The sequence below is a fragment of the Thioclava indica genome, assembly GCF_000714545.1.
Classification (GTDB): Bacteria; Pseudomonadota; Alphaproteobacteria; order Rhodobacterales; family Rhodobacteraceae; genus Thioclava; species Thioclava indica.
On the sequence record NZ_AUNB01000010.1, the window covers coordinates 1 to 21,594 of the forward strand.

The 21,594-nt window shown below is 60.2% G+C and carries 17 protein-coding genes; 8 read left to right on the forward strand and 9 right to left on the reverse strand.

Annotated elements, in window-relative coordinates; translation table 11 throughout:
• Positions 1-192 precede the first annotated feature (192 nt).
• A complete protein-coding gene (locus DT23_RS03250; protein ID WP_038128206.1) occupies positions 193-1,884 on the reverse strand; it encodes an ankyrin repeat domain-containing protein in 1,692 nt (563 codons plus the stop codon).
• Positions 1,881-2,243 carry a hypothetical protein gene (locus DT23_RS19325; RefSeq protein ID WP_156023841.1) on the reverse strand — a complete coding sequence of 121 codons (363 nt, stop codon included), beginning with the start codon at positions 2,241-2,243 and terminating at the stop codon, positions 1,881-1,883. Before DT23_RS19325 ends, DT23_RS03250 begins: the two co-directional genes overlap by 4 nt.
• 925 nt (positions 2,244-3,168) lie before the next feature.
• On the opposite strand from DT23_RS19325, the gene DT23_RS19680 reads away from it, so the two are divergent.
• The 4 genes from DT23_RS19680 to DT23_RS03275 all read left to right on the forward strand — a co-directional run bounded on the left by DT23_RS19680 (position 3,169) and on the right by DT23_RS03275 (position 8,799).
• Positions 3,169-3,351 carry a hypothetical protein gene (locus tag DT23_RS19680; protein ID WP_162177169.1) on the forward strand — a complete coding sequence of 61 codons (183 nt, stop codon included), beginning with the start codon at positions 3,169-3,171 and terminating at the stop codon, positions 3,349-3,351.
• Positions 3,352-3,507: 156 nt separating this feature from the next.
• Complete coding sequence (locus tag DT23_RS03265; RefSeq protein ID WP_240473535.1) at positions 3,508-4,119, forward strand: ImuA family protein; 612 nt, start codon at positions 3,508-3,510, stop codon at positions 4,117-4,119.
• A complete protein-coding gene (locus tag DT23_RS03270; protein WP_038128214.1) occupies positions 4,034-5,494 on the forward strand; it encodes a Y-family DNA polymerase in 1,461 nt (486 codons plus the stop codon). The genes DT23_RS03265 and DT23_RS03270 overlap by 86 nt, the downstream gene beginning before the upstream one ends.
• On the forward strand, positions 5,491-8,799 hold the full coding sequence (locus DT23_RS03275) for an error-prone DNA polymerase (RefSeq protein WP_038128216.1): 3,309 nt from the start codon (positions 5,491-5,493) through the stop codon (positions 8,797-8,799). The genes DT23_RS03270 and DT23_RS03275 overlap by 4 nt, the downstream gene beginning before the upstream one ends.
• 129 nt (positions 8,800-8,928) lie before the next feature.
• On the opposite strand, the gene DT23_RS03280 is transcribed toward DT23_RS03275, so the two are convergent.
• Genes DT23_RS03280 through DT23_RS03305 form a run of 6 tightly spaced genes read right to left on the reverse strand, consistent with a single transcriptional unit; the run spans position 8,929 to position 15,128 of the window.
• Positions 8,929-9,342, reverse strand: a complete 414-nt coding sequence (locus DT23_RS03280) for a Na+/H+ antiporter subunit G (protein ID WP_038128218.1) — start codon at positions 9,340-9,342, stop codon at positions 8,929-8,931.
• Between the two features lie 7 nt (positions 9,343-9,349).
• On the reverse strand, positions 9,350-9,619 hold the full coding sequence (locus DT23_RS03285) for a K+/H+ antiporter subunit F (protein WP_038128220.1): 270 nt from the start codon (positions 9,617-9,619) through the stop codon (positions 9,350-9,352).
• Entirely contained in the window at positions 9,616-10,107 is a 492-nt protein-coding gene (locus DT23_RS03290; RefSeq protein WP_038128331.1) for a Na+/H+ antiporter subunit E, read from the reverse strand. The genes DT23_RS03285 and DT23_RS03290 overlap by 4 nt, the downstream gene beginning before the upstream one ends.
• 13 nt (positions 10,108-10,120) lie before the next feature.
• On the reverse strand, positions 10,121-11,791 hold the full coding sequence (locus DT23_RS03295; protein WP_081846898.1) for a monovalent cation/H+ antiporter subunit D: 1,671 nt from the start codon (positions 11,789-11,791) through the stop codon (positions 10,121-10,123).
• Complete coding sequence (locus DT23_RS03300) at positions 11,791-12,129, reverse strand: Na+/H+ antiporter subunit C (RefSeq protein ID WP_038128221.1); 339 nt, start codon at positions 12,127-12,129, stop codon at positions 11,791-11,793. The genes DT23_RS03295 and DT23_RS03300 overlap by 1 nt, the downstream gene beginning before the upstream one ends.
• Positions 12,129-15,128, reverse strand: coding sequence for a monovalent cation/H+ antiporter subunit A (locus DT23_RS03305; protein WP_081846899.1), 3,000 nt, complete (start codon positions 15,126-15,128; stop codon positions 12,129-12,131). The genes DT23_RS03300 and DT23_RS03305 overlap by 1 nt, the downstream gene beginning before the upstream one ends.
• Positions 15,129-15,530: 402 nt before the next feature.
• On the opposite strand from DT23_RS03305, the gene DT23_RS03310 reads away from it, so the two are divergent.
• From DT23_RS03310 to DT23_RS03325, 4 genes are read left to right on the forward strand one after another with little or no spacing between them, the layout of a single operon-like run.
• The gene (locus tag DT23_RS03310) at positions 15,531-17,192 is read left to right on the forward strand and encodes an OpgD/OpgG family glucan biosynthesis protein (RefSeq protein ID WP_038128223.1); all 1,662 of its coding nucleotides are present in this window, start codon (positions 15,531-15,533) and stop codon (positions 17,190-17,192) included.
• Positions 17,189-17,407 (forward strand): hypothetical protein, encoded by a 219-nt coding sequence (locus tag DT23_RS03315; RefSeq protein WP_038128224.1) that lies wholly within the window; start codon positions 17,189-17,191, stop codon positions 17,405-17,407. Before DT23_RS03310 ends, DT23_RS03315 begins: the two co-directional genes overlap by 4 nt.
• Position 17,408: 1 nt before the next feature.
• Positions 17,409-19,220: a glucans biosynthesis glucosyltransferase MdoH gene (gene mdoH, locus DT23_RS03320; protein WP_038128227.1), complete on the forward strand. Its 1,812-nt coding sequence runs from the start codon at positions 17,409-17,411 to the stop codon at positions 19,218-19,220.
• Positions 19,213-20,445: an OpgC family protein gene (locus DT23_RS03325; RefSeq protein ID WP_051697021.1), complete on the forward strand. Its 1,233-nt coding sequence runs from the start codon at positions 19,213-19,215 to the stop codon at positions 20,443-20,445. Before mdoH ends, DT23_RS03325 begins: the two co-directional genes overlap by 8 nt.
• Before the next feature lie 7 nt (positions 20,446-20,452).
• Here the strand turns inward: DT23_RS03325 and DT23_RS03330 are convergent, their stop codons facing one another.
• The gene (locus DT23_RS03330; protein ID WP_038128228.1) at positions 20,453-21,349 is read right to left on the reverse strand and encodes a LysR family transcriptional regulator; all 897 of its coding nucleotides are present in this window, start codon (positions 21,347-21,349) and stop codon (positions 20,453-20,455) included.
• Between the last annotated feature and the right edge of the window lie 245 nt (positions 21,350-21,594).

Genomic DNA, 21,594 nt, shown 5'->3' on the forward strand with positions numbered 1-21,594 from the left:
AGTGTGGGAGCGGCGCACCGCTTACGCTACAAAGCTACTATGCAACAGGATTTTGCAACTACCTAAATGGCCCATAGGTCCACGTTGCGCAAAGGACCGTTTGCGAAGCAGCTATGGTTGGGCAAGGAGCGAGATCCAATAAGTGTTCTTGCGGTCAGACCGATCCGCTGACTATTCAGACCGCGGGGATGATCAGTCGAACATCGCTGTCTCTCTCAGCCAAATCCGATCTGACGGTGGTAACCAGCTAAGAAATTCTGACACCAGTCGCGAATGGCCAAAGAAGTGAAGGCGTGACAAGGCGGTTCCGCCGCGCGCATCGCGCGAACGAATTTCAGCACCATGATCGATGAGCGATTTTAAGAGCCAAGGGTTTCCCACTTCGGCAGCATACAAGAATGGCGTCAACTTCCCCTCTCCGATCGGTGCATTTACATCGGCGCCAGCATCCAGAAGAAGTCGGATGATTTCACGGATTGCTGAGCTGTCTCCTCTGACAAATTGCTTTGCGATCTCTGGCAGAATGGCCAATTCCTCAGGGGTGTATTGAGAAGTTGATTGCGCCTTGACTTCCTCATCTACGAACGGTGAGCTTGTCTTACGCAAGGCCGCAGGGATGTCGGCGCCAGCCATTCCGTTCTGCATCGCCGCTTGGACAAAAGCGTTTGGGTCTGCAAAGTGTCCGACCACTTCGAACAGAGCCGTTTGTTGCTTCGGCCCCTTCATTTCAACATCTGCACCTTGGTCCAGAAGGGCTTGAAGAATGTCCGCCCGCCCGTTGGCAATCGCTTCAAAGAGCAGGGATTTACCGCCCTTTGTTCTGCTGTTGATCAGCTCTCTGCGCGTCATTGGCATCAAGGCCCAAAAGCACGTGTCATGACCACCCTGAAGCGCGTTCAAAAGCGCCGAGCCGCCACTTTGATCCAGGATATTTGGATCAGCTCCAGCCGCTAACAGTTGCTTAACTTTGTCGAGCTGTCCGAGATGCGCAAAAATTGCGAGCTGAGGAGACGGGGTCGGGCCGTATCCTTTGATAGTTCGGTTCGGGTTGCGAAGGTCGACAAGGCGGTTTTCCCATTTTGAAAGATCGAGGACATAGTTTTCGACTGGATGCGACTTGAAAACAGGATCCGCTTCGGGAAACAAATTGGGAAAATCCCTCGCGACCGCGAGATTTGCATCTGGGATGTCGAGTCTCAGACCTAGGCCTTCACAAAACCCTTTCCACTTCCCATAGATCCGTTGCTTCCCAAGCATCTGCGAAATGTTAAGAACATAATGAAGGCACCTCTTGAGCTGAACTGCACTGCGAAACTGGAACCAATCGGCTGCATTATCAAAAGCCTTAAGTGCGCTTTCGAGCTCGCCCATTTGCGCAAAATAATGCCCCCGGTAGAAGCCCAGACCTGCCAAACGAGGTTGCCCGCGCAAAGAGCTCTCCAAACTTTCGAAAAGAGTTTCGGCAGTGGCAGCATCGCCATGCATCTTTTCTCGGCGTGGGTCCGTAAGCCGCGCAATTTCATTGACAGCGCTCTGTTGTGCATCTGTCAGCTCGCAGCTGCGCCGAAGATCTGGCAACTGCATTAGCTTTCCAATCGCTGACTGAATTACATCGAGATTGAAGGGTATTTCGTAGTCTAGAACATGCTTCTGGCAATCGACCAAACTCAAGTCGCAGTAGCGTTGGTATAGCCTCGCTCCCAATAGAGCTCGCGCGAATTTCCGATCCCAGTTCTTCAACAGCGCCAGTATAGTGTTGATCTGAATGTCGTGTTCGCCTTTCGACCACCGCTTGATCGAAGCTTCCCAGTTCTCCACTCCACGGCGCAAACCGGGCTTGGTCTCGATTTCTAGTGCAAGCCGTGTTGCCCCCTGGTCTTTCACGCGGGATTGCGGAAGATGTCTTGGAAGACGCCGAATACTACCCTATCGAAAACTCCGCGCACGACCTGGAAGGGCAAAGCGGCACAATCAAGACGAAGGCACAATTGTGTGTATTCCTCAAGCATTGGCAAGAAATCGGTTGCCGCCCAATATTCATTGCCATTTGCATCATGAAAATCGCGCAGGTGCTTTCTCAGAAGGTCATTTGCTGCGTCGGGAGACAACGGTTTGCCTTTACGAAGGCGTTGCAGCTCCTTCTTAAGGCCTGCCTCATTGGCGTCGTCTACATGAGACATCGCACGGATCAGGAATGCGACGATTTCTGACGGTTGAGGGATAGGTGTAATATCGTGGCGCATTATGCTTGAGCCTGCTGTCGATGCAATCTGGCCAGGTCTGCCTTCACATTCCGAATTGCCCTGCGGTCACTCGGCGTACGCGAAAATACAAGTAGGCCGCCACCTGCGAAGAACAGCTTTGCATGTTTCTTTCCTCGGACGAAATGCGCTCCAGAATTTACTTCGCCTGAAATCAACTTGTTCAACGCTTTGTCTTTTGTGTAGTACATCTTGCACCTCGATAACGGGATGGTGGATTGACCACCATCCCGAACCCTTCACTTCTTGCTACTGGACCGGTTAGCGCTTTTTGCAGCGGCACTTTGCGCACGCGCGGCGAAACTTCCCTTGGCCGTTTGCCCCCCCGTCTTGGCCGCGCCTGCGGACTGAATGCGGGCGGCGGCCTTCTGGCTCATATTTTGTGCTTTTGACATCCTTGCTTCCTTTCGTTTTTAGGATGCCTGAAATGTGTGAAACGTGGTGGCGATTATCAAAGGACAAGCTGGGGACAGCATTTGGAGATTTTACTGGCGCAAGCTGTGCCTCAGCACCGTTGATGCCAATGGCAGAGTTTGTCCAACTCGGCTCTTTCGATGTATTCAACCCAACTTCGACGAAAGGCCAAAATACGTACTAGGTCAGAAATGCTCGACGTTTGAGTCAGAATTGAATGATGAGATTTACTCATTTACTGAGGTAACGGTAATCCAAAGAGTCAAAGGTCCGTGACGTTCCACACCTCTTGTTGAACGGCGCAGGTGTTCACCCATAGATCATCATGTCGCAATCCCCTCTGGCGATGATCCCGCAATTTCATGCATCCATCCCTTTAGCGCACCCAATGCGATGCTGCTGATGCAAGTCGACTGGTTCTGCCTCATCATGATCAACCCGAGCGATCAGCGCCAAATGATGCGTGACACGCGTGCGACCGATCTGATATTATATGCTCATGAAACATGTCCCCAAAGAAACCACGGATGATGCGCTTATTCAGGAATTCCTGAACAAAGGCGGCACGGTCAGCGTCGGGAAAACCAAACCCCTTCCAAGCGAATTGGGTTTGAGTAACAATTCATGGAACAACAAACTAACCAAAGAAGAAAAAGCGGCACGCGAGAAGAAGTGATCGTGTCGGCGGATATTGATTGTCCGCGCGTGATACGAGCCGAACCTGGCCCTTACCCGACTTTCATAGCCTCTCGATACACTCTAACCTTAGCGGTCATTCATTCACCTTTGCAGCACTCACGAGCACTGGAGGCCATGAACCGCCCCATTGGCAATGACGTGCGATCGCCGTAGTTTCGGTGTTATGCAAGCTGATCGTCTTTCCCAGTTTCCTTTGCGCTGCGGGCGGGTGCATGAGGTTTACGGCCCCGCCAGCGTCGCGTTTGCGGCCATTGCGGGGGCGAAGGGGGCTGTGCTGTGGATCGGGCAGGCGTGGCAGGGCGCGCAGTTGAACCCCATCGGGTTTGAAACCTTCCTTGATCCCGCACAGCTTTTGCTGGCGCGCACGCAAAACCAGACCGACAGTCTCGCGATTGCCGAAGAGGCGCTCAAGGATGGCGCGCTGCCTTTTGTGGTGATCGAAACCACCCGCACGCTTGATCTGCGCGAGGGGCGGCGGCTGCAACTGGCGGCCAAAGCGGGGGGCACGACGGGGCTGTGTCTGATTCCCGAAGGCATGGGGTCGAACGCGGCCGAGACCCGGTGGCATGCCGCGCCGGTCTTTGATCCTGCAAGGGATGACTCGACTCTGATGCGCTGGGAAATTATTAAGAACAAAGCAGGAACGATTGGGGCCTGGAATGTTCGATGGGAGCGCGAAACGCGTCGTGTGCATGTGGTTTCCCCGGCTGGCGAGCGACCGGGTTTTACGCGCACGCCCGATTGAGGGCCCCTTTGCGCTGACGTTGAAGCAGCAAAACACCGACCGAATCTATTGTCTGAACATGGCGGCCGAGCGGCTGGGCCTGCATCGCGCCATGAGCTGTGCCGATGCCCGCGCGTTTTGCCCCGATCTGATCAGCCAGCCCGCGCGCCCCGATCTGGATCAGCGCTTTCTGGGCGCGCTGCGGCGCTGGGCCACGCGCTATTGCCCTTGGGTGGGATATGAAGGCGCGGACGGGTTGGTGCTGGATGTCACCGGGGCCGCGCATCTGTTTGGCGGTGCGGGAACGATGCTGCGGGATATGCGCGCGCGAATGGCGCGGGCGGGGCTGACGCTGCGGCTTGGGATGGGGGCCACGCGCGGCGCGGCTTGGGCGTTTGCGCATTTCGATGAACACGGCACGGACCTGAACGCCTTGCCCGTGGCGGCACTACGGCTGGATGCGGGCACGGTAACCGCCTTGCAGCGGCTTGGTCTGCGCAGCATCGGTGATCTGTCCGCTGCGGCCCGCGCGCCTTTGGCCCGTCGGTTTGGGCCGGAACTGCTGTTGCGGCTGGATCAGGCGTTGGGTCAGGTTGGCGAGGCGATCTCTCCCGAGGTCGAGCCGCCCCATTACGGCATCGCGCTAAGTTTTCCAGACCCCATCGGCCTGTTTGAAGATGTGATGGCGGCCACGGCCCGGCTGCTAGACCCGCTTTGTGACAAGCTCAAAGCTTACGAAACGGGGGCGCGTGAACTGACGCTGACGCTGCGCCGCGTCGATCAGGGCAGCCAGCAGGTTACGTTGCGACTGGCCGCTGCGATGCGCGATCCGGCGCGGATTTTGCCGCTGTTTGCGCGCGGCTTGGGCGAGGTGGATGCAGGCTTCGGGATTGACCGGATGCGGCTTGAGGCGACGGTGGTCGAGCGCCTGCCGGTGCAACAAACCGGCGCTATGGCCACGCCAGCCAGCCCCGACCGGCTGAACGATCTGATCACCCGTATCGGCACGCGGATCGGGCTGGAGAATATCCAGCGGTTTCTGCCCGCCGACAGCCATATCCCCGAGCGCAGCTTTCTGATCGCGCCCGCGGCCTATTCCACCCCCGAAAGCGGTTGGTCCTCCCCGCGCCCGCGCCCACTGCGTCTATTTGCGCCCGAACCGATCACAGGGACGGGGCCGCAGCCGCCAAAGCAGTTTCGCTGGCGGCGCATGGCCTTCACGCTTGCGCGCGCCACGGGACCGGAACGCATCACGCCGGAATGGTGGTTGGAGGATGACGCGTGGCGCTCTGGTCTGCGCGATTACTGGAAGGTGGACACCCGCGAGGGCCGCCGCCTTTGGCTGTTTTACACGCCGCAAAATCCGGGCTGGTTTGTGCAGGGGGCGTTTGCATGAGCTATGCTGAACTGTGCGTCACCTCGAATTTCACCTTTCTGACGGGGGCCTCGCATCCCGAAGAACTGGTGCTGCGCGCCGCCGAATTGGGGCTGGAGGCGATTGCGATCACCGACCGTAATTCGCTGGCGGGCGTGGTGCGGGCCTATAGCGCGCTGAAAACCTTGCGCAAAGAGACGGACGCGGCGCTGCGTGTCAGATCGAGCCAGCAGTTTGATAGCTGTTCGCGCCAGGAGGTGGGCCATCCGATTGATCTGCCCCATGCCCCTGCTTTGACATTGCCCAAGCTGATTGTTGGCACGCGGTTGGTATTGCGTGATTGCGCGGTGGAGTGGCTTGCTTTGCCCACCGACCGCGCCGCCTATGAACGGCTTTCGCAGCTTTTGACGCGGGGCAAACGGCGCGCGGAAAAAGCGCAGTGTTACCTTGATCTGGCCGATCTTGAAACGGGCTGTCAGGGGATGATCCTGATTGCGCTGCCGCCCCCCGATCTGACCTGCTCGCGCGCGCCGATCCAAAGCCTCGCACGGCGCTATCCGGGGCATGTCTTTCTGGGCGCCGCGCCGCGCTATGACGGCTCGGATCAGGCGTGGTTCTCGGCCTGTGCCGCGCTGGCCCTGCGCACGGCTGCGCCGATGGTGGCAGTGGGCGATGTGATGATGCATCACGGCGCACGCAAGCAACTGGCCGATGTGCTGACCTGTCTGCGCGAGGGGATCACGATTGACGCCATCGGCACCCGCGCCTTGCCCAATGGCGAACGCCGCCTGAAGGGGGCGTCTGACATGGCGCGGCTTTATCGCAATCACCCCGCCGCCCTGCGCCGCACGCTGGAAATCGCGGCGCGGTGCAGCTTTGATCTGAGCGAACTCAGCTATGAATATCCCGACGAGATTGCGGATGACGAAACCCCGCAGGGCCGTCTGGAACGCCTTGCACGCGAAGGGATCAAGCGGCGCTATCCGCATGGGGCCAGCACGCGGGTGCATGATCTGATCACCAAAGAGCTGACCCTCGTGGCCGAGCTGGGCTATGCCGCCTATTTCCTGACCGTGCATGACATTGTGTCCGAGGCGAAATCGCGCGGTATTTTATGTCAAGGGCGCGGCTCTGCGGCCAATTCGATCATCTGCTATCTGCTTGGGATCACGGATGTTTCGCCCGATATGATCGGGATGGTGTTTGAGCGGTTTATCTCGCGCCATCGCGGCGAGCCGCCCGATATCGACGTGGATTTCGAACATGAGCGGCGCGAGGAAATGATCCAGTGGATCTATGCCCGTTATGGCCGCCACCGCGCCGGGCTTTGCGCCACGGTGATCCATTTTCGCACCCGTGCCGCGATCCGCGAGGTGGGCCGCGTGATGGGGCTAAGTCAGGACGTGACCGCCAGTCTTTCGGGGCAGATTTGGGGCCAATCGAACGGCGGCGCTGATCCCGCACGGATCCGCGAATTGGGCCTCAACCCCGACGACCGCCGCCTTGCGCAAACCATCCGTTTGATCGGGGACATCATCGGCTTTCCGCGCCATCTTAGCCAGCATGTCGGCGGGTTCATCATCACGCGCGGACGCCTTGATGCGCTTTGCCCGATTGAAAACGCCGCGATGGAAAATCGCACAGTCATCGAATGGGACAAGGATGATATCGACGCTTTGGGCATTCTCAAAGTCGATATCCTTTCACTGGGGATGCTGACCTGTCTGCGCAAAAGTTTCGATCTTCTGGAGGCACACGAGAAGACCCGCCTCACTCTGGAGAGCGTTCCCCAAGAAGACGCCACGACCTACGAGATGCTGCAACGCGCCGATGCGGTGGGGGTGTTTCAGGTGGAAAGCCGGGCGCAGATGAACTTTTTGCCCCGGATGAAGCCAAAGACGTTTTACGATCTGGTGATCGAGGTCGCCATCGTGCGCCCCGGTCCGATCCAGGGCGGCATGGTGCAGCCCTATATCCGGCGACGGCAAGGGGTGGAGGCCCCCGAACCCTTCGGCCCTGCCTTGGCCGAGGTCACGCGCAAAACGCTTGGCGTGCCGCTTTTTCAGGAACAAGCGATGCAGATCGCCGTGGTCGGCGCGGGCTACACGGCGGAAGAGGCCGATCAGCTGCGCCGCTCGCTGGCCTCGTTCCGGCGTATGGGCACGATTGGCGCGCATCGCGACCGCTTCGTCGATGGCATGTTGAAAAACGGCTACTCAACTGAAATCGCACAGCAATGCTTTTCCCAAATCGAGGGCTTTGCCGATTATGGTTTCCCCGAAAGCCACGCGGCCGCCTTTGCGATGCTGACCTACGTGTCGTCCTGGCTGAAATGCCACCACCCGGCAATCTTCGCCTGCGCGCTGCTCAATTCCCAGCCGATGGGGTTTTATGCCCCCGCGCAGATCGTGCGCGATGCGCGCGAACACGGAGTAGAGCTGCGCCCCGTTTGCGTCAATCACAGCACGTGGGACAATGCGCTGGAACGGCGCGGCGATGGTGCCTTGGCGCTGCGTCTCGGGTTTCGCCAGATCAAAGGCTTTCGCGCAGAGGACGCGGGTTGGATCGTAGCCGCGCGCGGCAATGGCTATCGCGATCCCGAAAGCCTGTGGCTGCGCGCGGGGCTTGCGCCGGGCGTGTTGGAACGTCTGGCCGAGGCGGATGCGTTCTCGGGGGTGGGGCTGACGCGGCGCGACGCACTTTGGGCGGTGCGCGCGATCCGCGCCCCCAAACCGCTGCCGCTATTTGCCAATCCGCTGGATGGCGAGGGGCTGTCTGAGCCGCAAGTCACGCTGCCGGCGATGCACTTGGGCGAAGAGGTGGTCGAAGATTACGTCGCCCTACGCCTGTCCCTGCGCGCCCATCCGATGGAGCTTTTGCGCCCTACAATCGCGGGGCTTACGCCGCATGATCAACTCGCCACCGCACCGATCAAACGCACAACCGTGTGCGGCCTTGTCATCACCCGCCAGCGCCCCGGCACGGCCTCGGGCGTGATTTTCCTGACATTAGAGGACGAAACCGGCGTCTCGAATATCGTAGTTTGGCCAAAGGTTTACGAGCGTTTTCGCCGCATCGTCATGGGCGGGCGCTTGCTGCGCGTCACAGGGCAGCTGCAACGCGAAGGCATCGTCGTGCATCTGATCGCCGAACAGATCGAAGACCTCTCCGCCCGGATTTCCTCTCTCGGCCACCCGATGCAAGAGGTCATCGGCATCACCCAGCCCCAAGCCGACGACGCCCCCCGCCCACAACGCTACCCGCCCCGCGCCTACCACCCGCGCGATCAAGCCAAACGCCTATTCCCCAGCCGCGATTTCCATTGAGCTACCGGCTGTACAGGCCCGTCCAGTCGGGACTGGCGTTTCATCAATTTTGGATGTCGGCTTCGAAGAGATGGGGCTCAAGCTTTGCATCATGAAGTAAACTGTCGCGCAGAAACAGACATCGCCGCGTCAGTCCTGCTGCGTCGCCTCGGTCTCTTGCTCGCCAGCCAACTCTTCCTTTGAGGTATCGGCATCGGACTGATGCACCGCCCATTCGCCCTCGCCTGCCGGGCGGGGCAGCTTATCGGCAGGCCAGTCGCGAAAGATATTTGCCTTGGAGATGAAATGCGCTGTGACCGGAGCGGTGAGAAAGATGAACACCGTCACTATCAGCTCATGCAGGCTGAGGTGATCTTGCTTGACCGCGAACCAGATCATCGAGGCGATCAGGACCGAACCCACGCCCACGGTCGCGGCCTTGGTCGGGGCATGCAGCCGTGTCATCGGATCGGGCAGCTTCACAAGGCCAAGCGAGCCAACAAAGCCAAATATCCCACCGATTACGAGGAAGGCCGAAATCACGATATCCCAGATCAATTCCATGATGCCCTCACTCGATGATATCGCCGCGTAGGATGAATTTGGCAAACGCCACGGTCGCCACGAACCCCGTCATCGCATAAAGGATCGAGGCTTCGAAAAACAGCGCCGTGCCCTCATAGATGCCAAACAGCACGATCAATGCGATTGCGTTGATCGCCATCGTATCGAGCGCCAGCACGCGGTCGGTCACGCCGGGCGCCTTGACCACGCGGTAGAGGTTGAACAACAGCGCCGCGCAATAGCAGGCGAAAGCGAAGATCAGTGCGTAAGCGATCATTCGAAGATCTCCTTCAGTCGTGCCTCGTAACGGGTCTTGATCTCATCGCGCACCGCATCAACATCGGGCGCATGCAGGCAATGCACCAACAGCGAATGACCATCAGCGGCCAATTCCGCCGTCAGCGTGCCCGGCGTCATCGTGATCGTGCCGGCAAGCACCGTGATCGCCTCTGGTTCGATCAGATCAAGCGGCACGGTGACCCAAGCCGGTTGCAGCTTCGCATTGGGCATGAACAGCACGATTTTCGCGACCGTGATATTGGCTATGATAATATCCCAAATCACGACGAACATGTATTCGATGATCTTGATCGGATGACCGATATGGGGGCGCGCGGGCCAATAGGGAGAGGTCATCCACGGGATCACCAACCCAACCAGCAGCCCGAAGACGAGCGAGTTCAGCGTGTAGCTATTGGCCAGCAGCAGCCAGATGCCAGTCAGCGTCAGCGTCAGATACGGGTGGGGCAGTAGCTTGCGGATCATGATGCGCCCTCCCTCAATGCGCGGCCGGGGCGTCATGCCCGGTCTGCGGAGTTTCGGTTTGCGGTGAGGTGGCGTGCGGATCGCTGCCAGCGTCCTCTTGGCGCATCTCGTCGATCACCTCCATATGGCCATGCGCGTGCTGACCGATCCGGGCGGCCTCCTGGGCACGTTCCTCAGCGCCTCCCATCACCGCGTCGATGTAGATTGCGGGCGTAAAGAGCTGCGATGCCGTACCCTGCATCCAGCCACTCACCGGACCAGCCAGCGCCGTCAGGGCCACAAGCCCTGCGATCAACGCCCCCGTTGCGGTGAACGCCAACGCGGGTGAGGTCATATCCTTGGGCAGCTCGGGGGGCTCTTCCTCGGCAAACCCGTAGGGACGCCAGAACACCTGCGAACCCACACGGGCAAAGCCGACAATCGCGATCAGCGAGGTAATCAGCACCGTCGCCCACAGCCCCCATTGCCCGCGCGTGGCGTCCAGAATCATCAGCTTGCCAAGGAAGCCCGAAAGCGGCGGCATCCCCGCCATCGCCAGCGCGCCGATAAAGAAGAACGCCGCCAGCATCCCGTGATTGCGCATCAGCGGTGCATCGACCAGCGACAGGCCCCAACGCCCGCGCCGCTCACGCACGAGATCGGCGATCAGGAACAGCGCTGCGGCCACCAGCGTTGAGTGGACCAAGTAATACAACCCCGCCGCCGTCGCCCCTTGGGTGAATTGCGCAAAAGCCAGCATCATCGTGCCGACCGAGCCGATCACCGAATAGGTCACCGCACGCCCCAGATCACGCGCGCCCAAAATACCCACCATGCCGATCACCAGCGTCACCAAAGCGGCAGGTAACAACAGATCATGCGCCAGCGTGCCCGTCGTGCCGGTGATCGGGAAGATCAGCGTGTAAACCCGCACGATGGCATAGACGCCCACCTTGGTCATGATCGCAAACAGCGCCGCCACAGGGCCGGGCGCGTTGGTATAGGTCGCAGGCAACCAGAACTGGAACGGCACCAGCGCTGCCTTGACGGCAAAGACCAGCATCAACAGCGCTGCGCCCACCGCGATCAGCGCGGTATCATCGGCAGGCATCTTGGCGACTTTTTGCGCCAGATCGGCCATGTTCAGCGTGCCCGCCACCGCATAGATCGTGCCCAGCGCGAACAGGAACAGCGTCGATCCCGCAAGGTTATAAACGACATATTGCACGCCCGATTTCAGCCGCGCCTTGCCACCGCCGTGAATCATCAGACCATACGAGGCGATCAGCAGAACCTCGAAGAACACAAACAAGTTGAACGCATCGCCCGTCAGAAACGCGCCATTGATCCCCATCATCTGGAACTGCATCAGCGAGTGGAAATGCCAGCCGCGCCGGTCCCAGCCCGACCCGATGGCATACAGCACCACGACCAGACCCAATATCGCATTCAGCACCAGCATCAGCGCCGACAGCCGGTCGAGCACCAGCACGATGCCATAGGGCGGCTCCCAATCGCCAAGGCGGTAGACCTCAGGCGGGCCATTAGAGGCCGAGACCATCAGCACAATCGCCAAAATCAGCAGCGCCGACATGCCTAGAACCGAGGCCACACGCTGCGTCACCAGATCGTAGCGCATCCACAAAACGATCAGCGGTGCCAGCATCGCAGGCAGCACGACCGGGGCAACAATCCAATGCTCCATCATTGATCGCCCTCGCTCTCGTCAAGGTCGATCCGGTCATCGCCCGCCTCGATAAAGGCCCCGAGCGCGAGCATCACCACCACCGCCGTCATCCCGAACGAGATCACGATTGCCGTCAGCACAAGGGCCTGCGGGATCGGGTCGGTGTAGCTCGTGACGCCCTCGCGCAGGATCGGCGGTTGGTTCACCACCAGACGCCCGGTGGCGAACAGGAACACATTTACGGCGTAGGATAGCAGCGACATCCCGATCACGACCGGAAAGCTGCGCAGCCGCAAGATCATGTAGATACCGGCAGCGGTCAGAACGCCGATGGCTGAGGAGACAAGCACTTCCATTAGTGATCCTCCTCCTTGTTTTTTACTTTGTTTTCATGGACCTGATCGCGTTCGGACTTGGTGGCCTCTTGTGCGGCGCGCGCCGTGCTCCACCAGCGGCGCGGCACTTTGGCCTCGGGCGGATAAGGCCCGGCGGCAAGCGGGGCCAGCACGCGGGCCTCGGGCTTTTCAGCCGCGATATGCGCGCCTTCTTCGCCGTCTTGTTCACCCATCGCGGCGCGCCGTGCCAAGCGGCTAAGCCCGCCCAGTGCCAGCATGACCGACCCGACCACGCCAAGGAACACGCCAAGGTCAAACCCGGCCGCCGTGGCCAGTTCGAACTTCTCCAAGCCCGGCAGTTTGAAATAGCCGAAATCCGAGGTCAGGAAGGGCATGTCATTAAAGAACGCCCCTGCGCCCGTGATGCCCGCCACCAACACGCCCGAGGCGATCAGCACATGGTAATAAACCTTCTGGCGCGCCTGCGTCCAAGCAAAACCGCTGGCCATATATTGCGTCACGAGCGCAATCGCAACGACCAGACCGGCGATAAACCCACCGCCCGGCTCGTTATGGCCGCGCAGGAAGATATACAGCCCGACCACCAGCGCAATGGGCATCATCACCCGCGTCACGATCAGCAAGATCAGCGGGTGCTTGTCCCCTCCGCGCGCCACATCCGGCCGCCACGCGATCAGCTTGCGCGAGGAGGCCCCCTGCAACAGCGTCTCGGTCAACGCAAAGATCACCAGCGCGGCAATGCCCAGCACGGTGATCTCGCCATAGGTATCATAGCCGCGGAAATCCACGAGGATCACGTTCACCACGTTATCCCCGCCTGCCAGATTATAGCTGTTGTCCAGCATATATCCCGACATCGGCGCAAAGGCGAAATCACGCATCAGCAACGCGTAAATCAGCCCCGACACCGCCACGCCCGCAAAGACCGACAGCATCACGTCGAAACTGATCTTGAAGCGGCTGGATTCGATGCGGGTGACCTTGGGCAGGAAGTTCAGCGCGAGCAACATCAGCACCGCCGTGACCACTTCGACCGAGATTTGCGTCAGTGCCAGATCAGGGGCCGAGAGATAGATGAACGACATCGACACCGTCAGCCCGACGATCCCGATCAGCACCAACGCCAGAATACGGTTGTGATGCAAAGCCACGATGCAGACCGCCGCCGTCAGCAGCAGCAGCCAAGCCGTGATCGCCGCCCCGTTCACAGGCGTCAGGGCGCGCGTCTGCGCTCCCAGCGTTCCGGTCGTGAAGGCGTAAAGCCCCGCCCCGACCGAAGCCAGCGTGAACAGCATCAGATAGCGCGCCATCGCGCCGTTATGCAGCCCTTGCGTGATCCAATCCGACGCGCTTTGCACCTGCGCAACGATCCAATCGAAGATCACCTTGGCATCGGGGCGCGGCGTGGCATCCCACAACCGTTGCAGCGGCGCATGTGCGGCGAGAAACAGCAAACCGCCCGTCACCGCGATCACCGACATGATAAGCGCTGGCGTCAGCCCGTGCCAGATCTTGAGCGTGTGCATGTGATAGCCCCCGCCCACCACAGCATTGGTCGCCATCTGCACATAGGGACCGGCCACGGCCATAGGGAACACCCCGATCGCCACCACCAGCACGGTCAGGAAGGCCGGGCTAAACCACATACCGAAAACCGGATCATGGGGCGTTTGGGGCATATCCTTGCTGACCGGGCCGAAAAACGCGTGACTGATAAAGCGAAACGCGTAAGTGGCCGAGAACAGCGCGGCCAAGGTCGCCAGCGCGGGAACGATCCAATCATTGCCCAGAAACGCGGTATGGGCGGCGGCCTCTAGCATCATCTCTTTGGACAGGAAGCCGTTGAAATAGGGAATCCCCGCCATAGACAGCGCGGCAATCGTCGCGATCACAAAGGTAATCGGCATCAGCTTGCGCAAGCCACTGACGCGGGTCAGATCACGCGTGCCTGCCTCGTGATCGACAATGCCCGCCGACATGAACAAGGCCGCCTTAAAGGTCGCGTGGTTGATGATGTGAAACACCGCCGCCAGCGCGCCGGCCTGCGTGCCAAGCCCCAGCATGAAGGTGATCAGACCCAAGTGCGAGACGGTGGAATAAGCCAGCAGCGCCTTCATATCATGTTTGAAAATAGCGATCTTGGCGGCGATCAGCATGGTGATCAGCCCGACCCCCGCGACGATATAAAACCACTCGGGCGTGCCAGACAGCACCGGCCACATACGCGCCATCAGGAACAAGCCCGCCTTCACCATCGTTGCCGAATGTAGATAGGCCGAGACCGGCGTGGGGGCGGCCATCGCGCGGGGCAGCCAGAAATGGAACGGGAACTGCGCCGATTTGGTAAACGCGCCGCCAAGGATCAGCAGCAGCGCGGGCAGATACATTGGGCTGGCTTGAATCGCATCCTTATGTTTCAGGATTTCCGAGATGTCATAGCTGCCCACGATATTGCCAAGGATCAGCATCCCCGCGATCATCGACAGCCCGCCCAAACCTGTCACCGTCAGCGCCATGCGCGCACCTTGGCGACCTGCGGGCAGGTGCTTCCAATAGCCAATCAGCAGGAAGGACGACAGCGAGGTCAGCTCCCAGAAGATCAGCAAAAGCAGAATGTTGTCGGAAAGAACGATCCCCACCATCGCACCTTGGAACAGCAGCAGATAGGTGTAGAACTGCCCCACCGGATCCTTGTTGGACAGGTAGTAGCGCGCATACAGAATAATCAGCAAACCGATCCCAAGGATCAGCGTTGCAAACAACATCCCAAGACCGTCAATCCAGAAGTTGATATTCAGGCCAAGCCACGGCAGCCAGTCGATCCGGCTTTCCACGACACCCCCCGCCAACACGGTCGGCAGATGCAACAGCAGCCCCAACAACGCGAGCCCGGTGATCACGGCAGAAACGGACGCAGCATTGTTGCGCCCGGTGCGGATCAAAAGGGCGGGCAGGGCTGCACCCAGAAACGGTAAGGCGGCGATCAGGGCTGGCGACATTCTCTCTCCGGTCCGTTCTTTGGCGGGCCTTAGGCGGAGGATCCGCGTTTTGTCAGCCCCCGCAAAAGCTATCCTTTACCTGCGCAAGCGGGTCTCGCCTGTCAAGCGTAACGGGCGGAATCATACCGAGAATCGCTCTGGGCTGCGGCATTTAGCGTCACTCACAAACTGCTTCACAGTTTTGCAAATGCAGCATTTGTGATCGAGCCACAGCAAAAATCGGCGGGAAACCGCGCTTTAGGTGGCAAATATGGGCGAGGTTGTGCAAATTTTGCATAGCTCGCCCCGTGGGGCTTGGCTTGGCCACTATACTCTCTTGAAAGTTTTACGATGCTGTGACTATGCAATCACCGACCCGTGCTTATGTATGAGCGCGAACCTTCTGTTTATGCAGGGAAACCAATGAACTCTTCCCAGCCTGTCTCGATGTCTCGTCCGACCCGCCGCGCCCTGCTTGGTGCGGGCTCTGCGTTTGGCCTTTTGGCTTTGGCGGGCCTGCCTGCACGTCCGGCTTTGGCCCAGGATGCCGCAGCACCAGCGCCTGCTGCCCCCGCTACGCCGGAACCGGCCCCCGCGCCTGCTGCGCCGCAGCAAGTGCCGTTTTCCTTTGATACGCTCTCAAGCGAAATGCAAAGCGAAGCCAAAGGCGAGCCGGTTGCGCCCGCGACGGCCAGCGAAGCATTCCTCAGCAAGCTGACCTATGACACCTATCGCCTGATCCGGTTTGACCCAAAGAAAGCGGTCTTTGCCGATATCAAGGACACGCAATTCGAGTTGCAGGCCTTCCATCTGGGCTGGCTGTTCAAAGAGCCGGTGCAAATGTTCTCGGTTGCTGACGGGCAATCCAGCCCGATGAACTTCTCGACCGATGATTTCATCTACGAGCGCGAGGCGCGCAAAATCGTCCCCGAGCATGTGCCACTTCCCGGTGTCGCAGGCTTCCGGCTGCACAGCCCGATCAACCGTCCCGATGTGATGGATGAGTTGGTCGCCTTCCAAGGCGCGTCCTATTTCCGCGCGCTTGGGCGTGGCTCAGCCTATGGGCTGTCGGCGCGTGGTCTGGCGCTCAATACCGGTCTATCCGTGGCCGAGGAATTCCCGCGTTTCACCCGCTTCTGGATCGAGACGCCGCAGCCCAGTGCCCAGACGATCACGGTTTATGCCGCGATGAACTCGAAATCGCTGACTGGGGCGTATCGCTTTGTCATTACGCCGGGCGAGGCGACCGCGATGGAGGTCACGGCCCGACTATTCATCCGCGCTGACATTCCACAACTCGGGGTCGCGCCGCTGACCTCGATGTTCCTGTATGGTCCGCGCAACCGTGCCGATTTCGACGATTATCGTCCCAAGGTCCATGACAGTGACGGGCTGGGGATTGAACAATCCGATGGTGATCTGATCTGGCGGCCGTTGCAGAACCCCGGCACGCTTGCGTCGTCCTATTTCGCCGAGACCGCGCCGCGCAGCTTTGGGCTGTATCAGCGCGATCGCGATTTCGATCACTACCAAGATGCTTCGGCCCATTACGAACGCCGCCCCTCGGCCCGCGTCACCCCGATGGGCGATTGGGGCAAAGGCATGATCCGGCTTGTCGAGATCCCCTCGAAGCTGGAAGTGAACGACAATATCGTCGCCTTCTGGGTCCCCGAGGCCCCCGCCAAGGCTGGCGATGCGCTGGAATTCGCCTATCGGTTGGATTGGGGCGATCTGCCCCCTGATAGTGGCGATGCCCGTGCCCATATAGACGAGACACGCGCCGGAACCGGTGGCGTCTCGGGCGTTGAGAATACCAAAGGAACCCGGAAATTTGTTATAGATTTCAAGGGTGGAGAGATCGCGAACCTTCCCGCAGGAGCCGCTGACACGATTGAGGTCGTCACGCATGCGGGCAAAGGGGAAATCGTGACACAGACACTTTCTAAGGTCGAGCAGGACGGCGTGTGGCGGCTTGTGTTGGATGTTTCCGCCGATGGCGATGCGCCAGTGGAACTTTCTGCACACCTTTCGGGTTTTGGACGCAAGTTGTCTGAAACCTGGCTTTACCAGTGGAACCGATCATGAACCCATCTCTTACGCTGCCGACCGTCCCCGCAATGGCGGACCCTTTTGTTGCGATGCGCCCCTCCCCCGAGGCGCTGATTTCCGGCCCTTGCGCGCTGCCAACTGCGCCGCTTGCGATGCCGCAACAGAAAATCGAACCTGATTTGCGCCTAAGCACCCGCTTGGCCCGTTGGCTTGGCCTTGGCGGTGACGACTCCCTGCGAGGCACCACCTGACATGGGCTGGCTGGCGCACCCTCGCGGTGCCGTGCTGATCGCCCTGCGCATTCTTGCGGTGGGGCTATCGGCGATGGCGGGCTTTGGGGCTTTTGTTCTGTTCTTGCAATTCGGTCAGGCCGATGGCTTGCAGACCCTTGATGTCGTGCGCGCCGTTCTGATCCTGATTTCGACGCTCTGGCTTGCCTGGGGCGCGGTGCAGGCGTTGATCGGCCTGACAACGCTCCCGCGTGCGCCGCGTTTCGACGCAAGCGCGCCGATCAAAGGTGCAACCGTGGTGTTGGTGCCGGTCTATAACGAAGACCCGGTGTCGACGTTTTCGCGTGTGGCGGCAATGGATGCCTCGCTGGCGGCCACGGGCGAGAAGGCCAACATCCACTTCGCGATCCTGTCAGACACGCGCAATGAAGACATCGCCGCGCGCGAGGCGTTGGTTTTCGCGCATCTCATCGAAGAGCGCGACGGGATCGGGCGGTTCTTTTATCGCCGCCGGGTCAATAATATCGGCAAAAAGGCCGGCAATATCGAGGATTTCATGACGCGCTCAGGCGCGGCTTATGATTACGCGCTGATATTGGACGCCGACAGTCTGATGGAAGGCGAGACGATCTTGCAGATGATCCGCCGGATTGAGGCCGAACCGACCCTTGGCCTGCTGCAAACCCTGCCCCGCGTGATCCGTGCGCGCTCGCGCTTTGCCCGCGCGATGCAGTTCTCGGCCAGTTTCTTCTCGCCGGTTTTCGCACGTGGTCTGGCGATGCTTCAGGGTCGCACCGGGCCGTTCTGGGGCCATAATGCCATCGTGCGCACCCACGCGTTCGCAGAATCCTGCGGCCTGCCCGCGCTGCGTGGCACCCCGCCTTTTGGTGGCCATGTCATGAGCCACGATTACGTTGAGGCGGCTTTGCTGGCGCGCAAGGGGTGGCTGGTGCGGCTGGATGATGACCTTGAGGGCTCGTTCGAGGAAGGCCCGGAAAACATCGTAGATCATGCCAAACGCGACCGTCGCTGGTGTCAGGGCAACCTGCAACATGCCCGTATCATCGGCGCGCCGGGGCTGCGTGGTTGGTCGCGGTTTGTCTTTGCGCAAGGTATCATGGCCTATATCGCGCCGCTGTTCTGGCTGGGCTTTCTCGCGGCTTCGATTGCGGCGCCGCTGTTCGTGCCGCCACCGGATTACTTCCCCGAACCCTATTGGCCCTTCCCCTATTTCCCGCCCTCCGAGGCGTCCAAGGCGATCGGTCTGGCGATTGGCGTGTTCGGCCTGCTGCTGGTGCCCAAACTGTTGATCGCTGCGCGCGCGGCGCTGCTGGGTCATGCCCGCGATTTCGGAGGGTCTGCGGTAGCGTTTTCCTCGACGGTTGCCGAGCTGGCGTTTTCCTCGCTGACCGCGCCGGTGCTGCTGGCCTATGCGACGCGCTCGGTGTTTCAGGTGGTGTTGGGGCGCGATGGCGGCTGGCCGACGAACAATCGCGGCGATGGCCGTCTTAGCCTGATCGAGGGTTTTATTGCCTCGTGGTGGATCGTCTTTATCGGCGCGGGCGGACTTGTGCTGACCTATTTCCTCGCGCCGGGTCTGCTGTTCTGGTTGCTGCCCGTGGGGCTGCCGATGCTGGCCGCGCCGTGGCTGATTTCATGGTCGTCAAAGCCTGCGCATTCCAACCTGATGCGCGTGCCGTCCGAGACCACCCTACCCCCCGTCGTGGCGCTGCACGACCGTATCCTGACCCGCTGGGACAACGCCTTCCCGGCCCCCGATGACGCCCGCGTCGAGCTCTCCTCGGCCTCGGGCCGGAGCCCCGCCCATGCGTGATATCGTAGCCCCTCAACCCGGTGCCGTGAAATCAGTGCGCGATCTGCGGATCGACCTGTTTCGCGGGCTGGCCTTGGTGATGATCTTTGCCGATCATATTCCGGGCAACTTTTATGAGCATCTGACCACCCGCAATCTGGGCTTTTCCGATGCGGCGGAGGGGTTTGTCTTTATGTCAGGCATCGCCGCCGCGCTGGCCTATGGTCCGGCGCTGGCGCGCGGGCTGAACTGGGAGGGCACCTCGCGGCTGTGGGGACGCGCATGGCTGCTGTATCTGGTGCATATGATGACCGCGATCTGGGCGATTGCGATTGTCTCGGCGGCGGTGCAGTTCTGGGGCGCAGATGCGATGCTAACCAAGAACGCGTTCAAGACCTTTACCACCGATCCGTTCGGATTTCTGATTGGCATTGCAAGCCTTGGGCATCAGCTTGGCTATGTGAACATTCTGCCGATGTATATGGTGCTGTTGCTGATGGCGCCGGGATTGATCCGGCTGGGTCAGCGCGCGCCGTTGGGTCTGCTTGCGACCTCGGTCGGGCTTTGGGCTGTGGCGGGGTTGTTCCGTATCAACCTGCCGAATTATCCGATGCCCGGCGGGTGGTTCTTCAACCCCTTCGCGTGGCAATTGGTGTTTACCTTCGGGTTGCTGACCGGGCTGGCGCTGCGCCAAGGACGGCGGCTGGTGCCTGTGCGTGGCTGGCTGGTCGTGCTGGCGGCAGGCTGGTTGGTGCTGACCGCTATTTGGGTCAATTCCGACTGGATGCTGAAGAATTTCGGGCATGGCACTTGGCAGTTGCGTCAATGGGGCGTGCCGTTCTTTGTCGCCGGATTTGACAAGACATTTGAATCGCTGCCGCGCCTTTTGCACCTGTTGTCGCTGGCCTATATCTTGTCGCTCCCCGGCCTCATCCCGCGTATCGCCGCGACGCGTGCGCTGGAACCGCTGCGGATGCTAGGTCGCCATTCGCTGCCGGTGTTTGCAACCGGCACCGTGCTGGCGATTGCCGGACAGGCGGTGAAAACGATCCATCCCGGTGGCTTCGCGCAAGACAGCGCGCTGATCTTTGGCGGGCTGGCTATACAATTCGCGCTGGCCTATCTGCGCGACCGCTATGGTCCCAAGGCGCTGCGGGCGGCGAAACATAAGGCCGAGGCATCCCACGCCAATGCCACGCCCGCCCCCGCAGCATCGCCGCAAATGCTAATCCGCGCCGCCGAATAGGCGCGGTTCAATCCGAGATCAAACCCTCGGATTTCAGCGCCTGTTCCTTGATCGCCTTGACGGCGGCCTGAACCTTGGGCGTGCGGTGCAAATCGACATGGGTGACGAGCCAGATGTTGGAATCCCATGTGTCATAGGGCTTCACGACCTCTTCCAGTTTGGGGTCGGCGCGTCCCATCGGCACGGTCAAAAAGCCCATACCCAAGCCCTGCTTGATCGCATCGACCTGCGCCTCGTGCTCATTGGCGCGAAACACGACATTCGCGTCGGGCACGTTTTCCGAGATCCAGCGGAAAAACGGGGCGCGGCTGTCGCGATTGTCGGTCGAGACAAAGCGGTGCTTGGCCATGTCTTCCTTGGAGCGTGGAATCCCATAGCGTTCGATATAGGCATGGCTCGCGAACAGCGTGCTCTGCATCCGCCCCAGTGATTGCACCACATTGTCAGGCTCGGTCGGGCGATTGCCCGCGCGGATCGCGACATGGGCCTCGCCATATTCCAGCCGGAACACGCGCAGATCGGTCAGATAGCGCAGCCGCAATTCAGGGTAATCCGTCAGCAACTTGTCCATCGCAGGCAGCACCAGAACCGAAGCCGGAGTAATCGAGGTCACGATCAATTCGCCCGACACCTCTTCGCCCGCACCGGCAAGACGCGCCGCGAGTTGGCTGAACTGATCTTCGGTCGCCTGCCCCACCGACAACAGTTGCTGCCCCGCCTCGGTCGGGGTGTAGCCGCGCGGGTGGCGTTGGAACAGCTTGGTGCCCAGCTTGTCCTCCAGCGCATCGACATGGCGGATCACCGTCGCATGATGCACGCCCAGCACCTCGGCCGCGCCCGAAACGGTGCCCACGCGGGCCACCTGAAACGCGGTGCGAATTTCGTCCCAGCTATCTAAACCCATCTTGCGCGCCCACCTGTGCATCCACGAACGTATCCCGGACAGTCATGCAAGTTGCGTTCTTTTGTGCAAGAGCGATTCCGCCCCGACAGCATCAAATTCCGCAACCTTCTTGTGAAATAGAGCCATAGCCCGCTGCTGTGGGAAAACCTGCTTGCGTGCTTCACGTCTCGCCCCGTAGTTGACTCTGCGTGGCCTTTGTCCTATCCACGCCCAGATTCCCCGGAGGACTATTCCCTCCGGTCCCG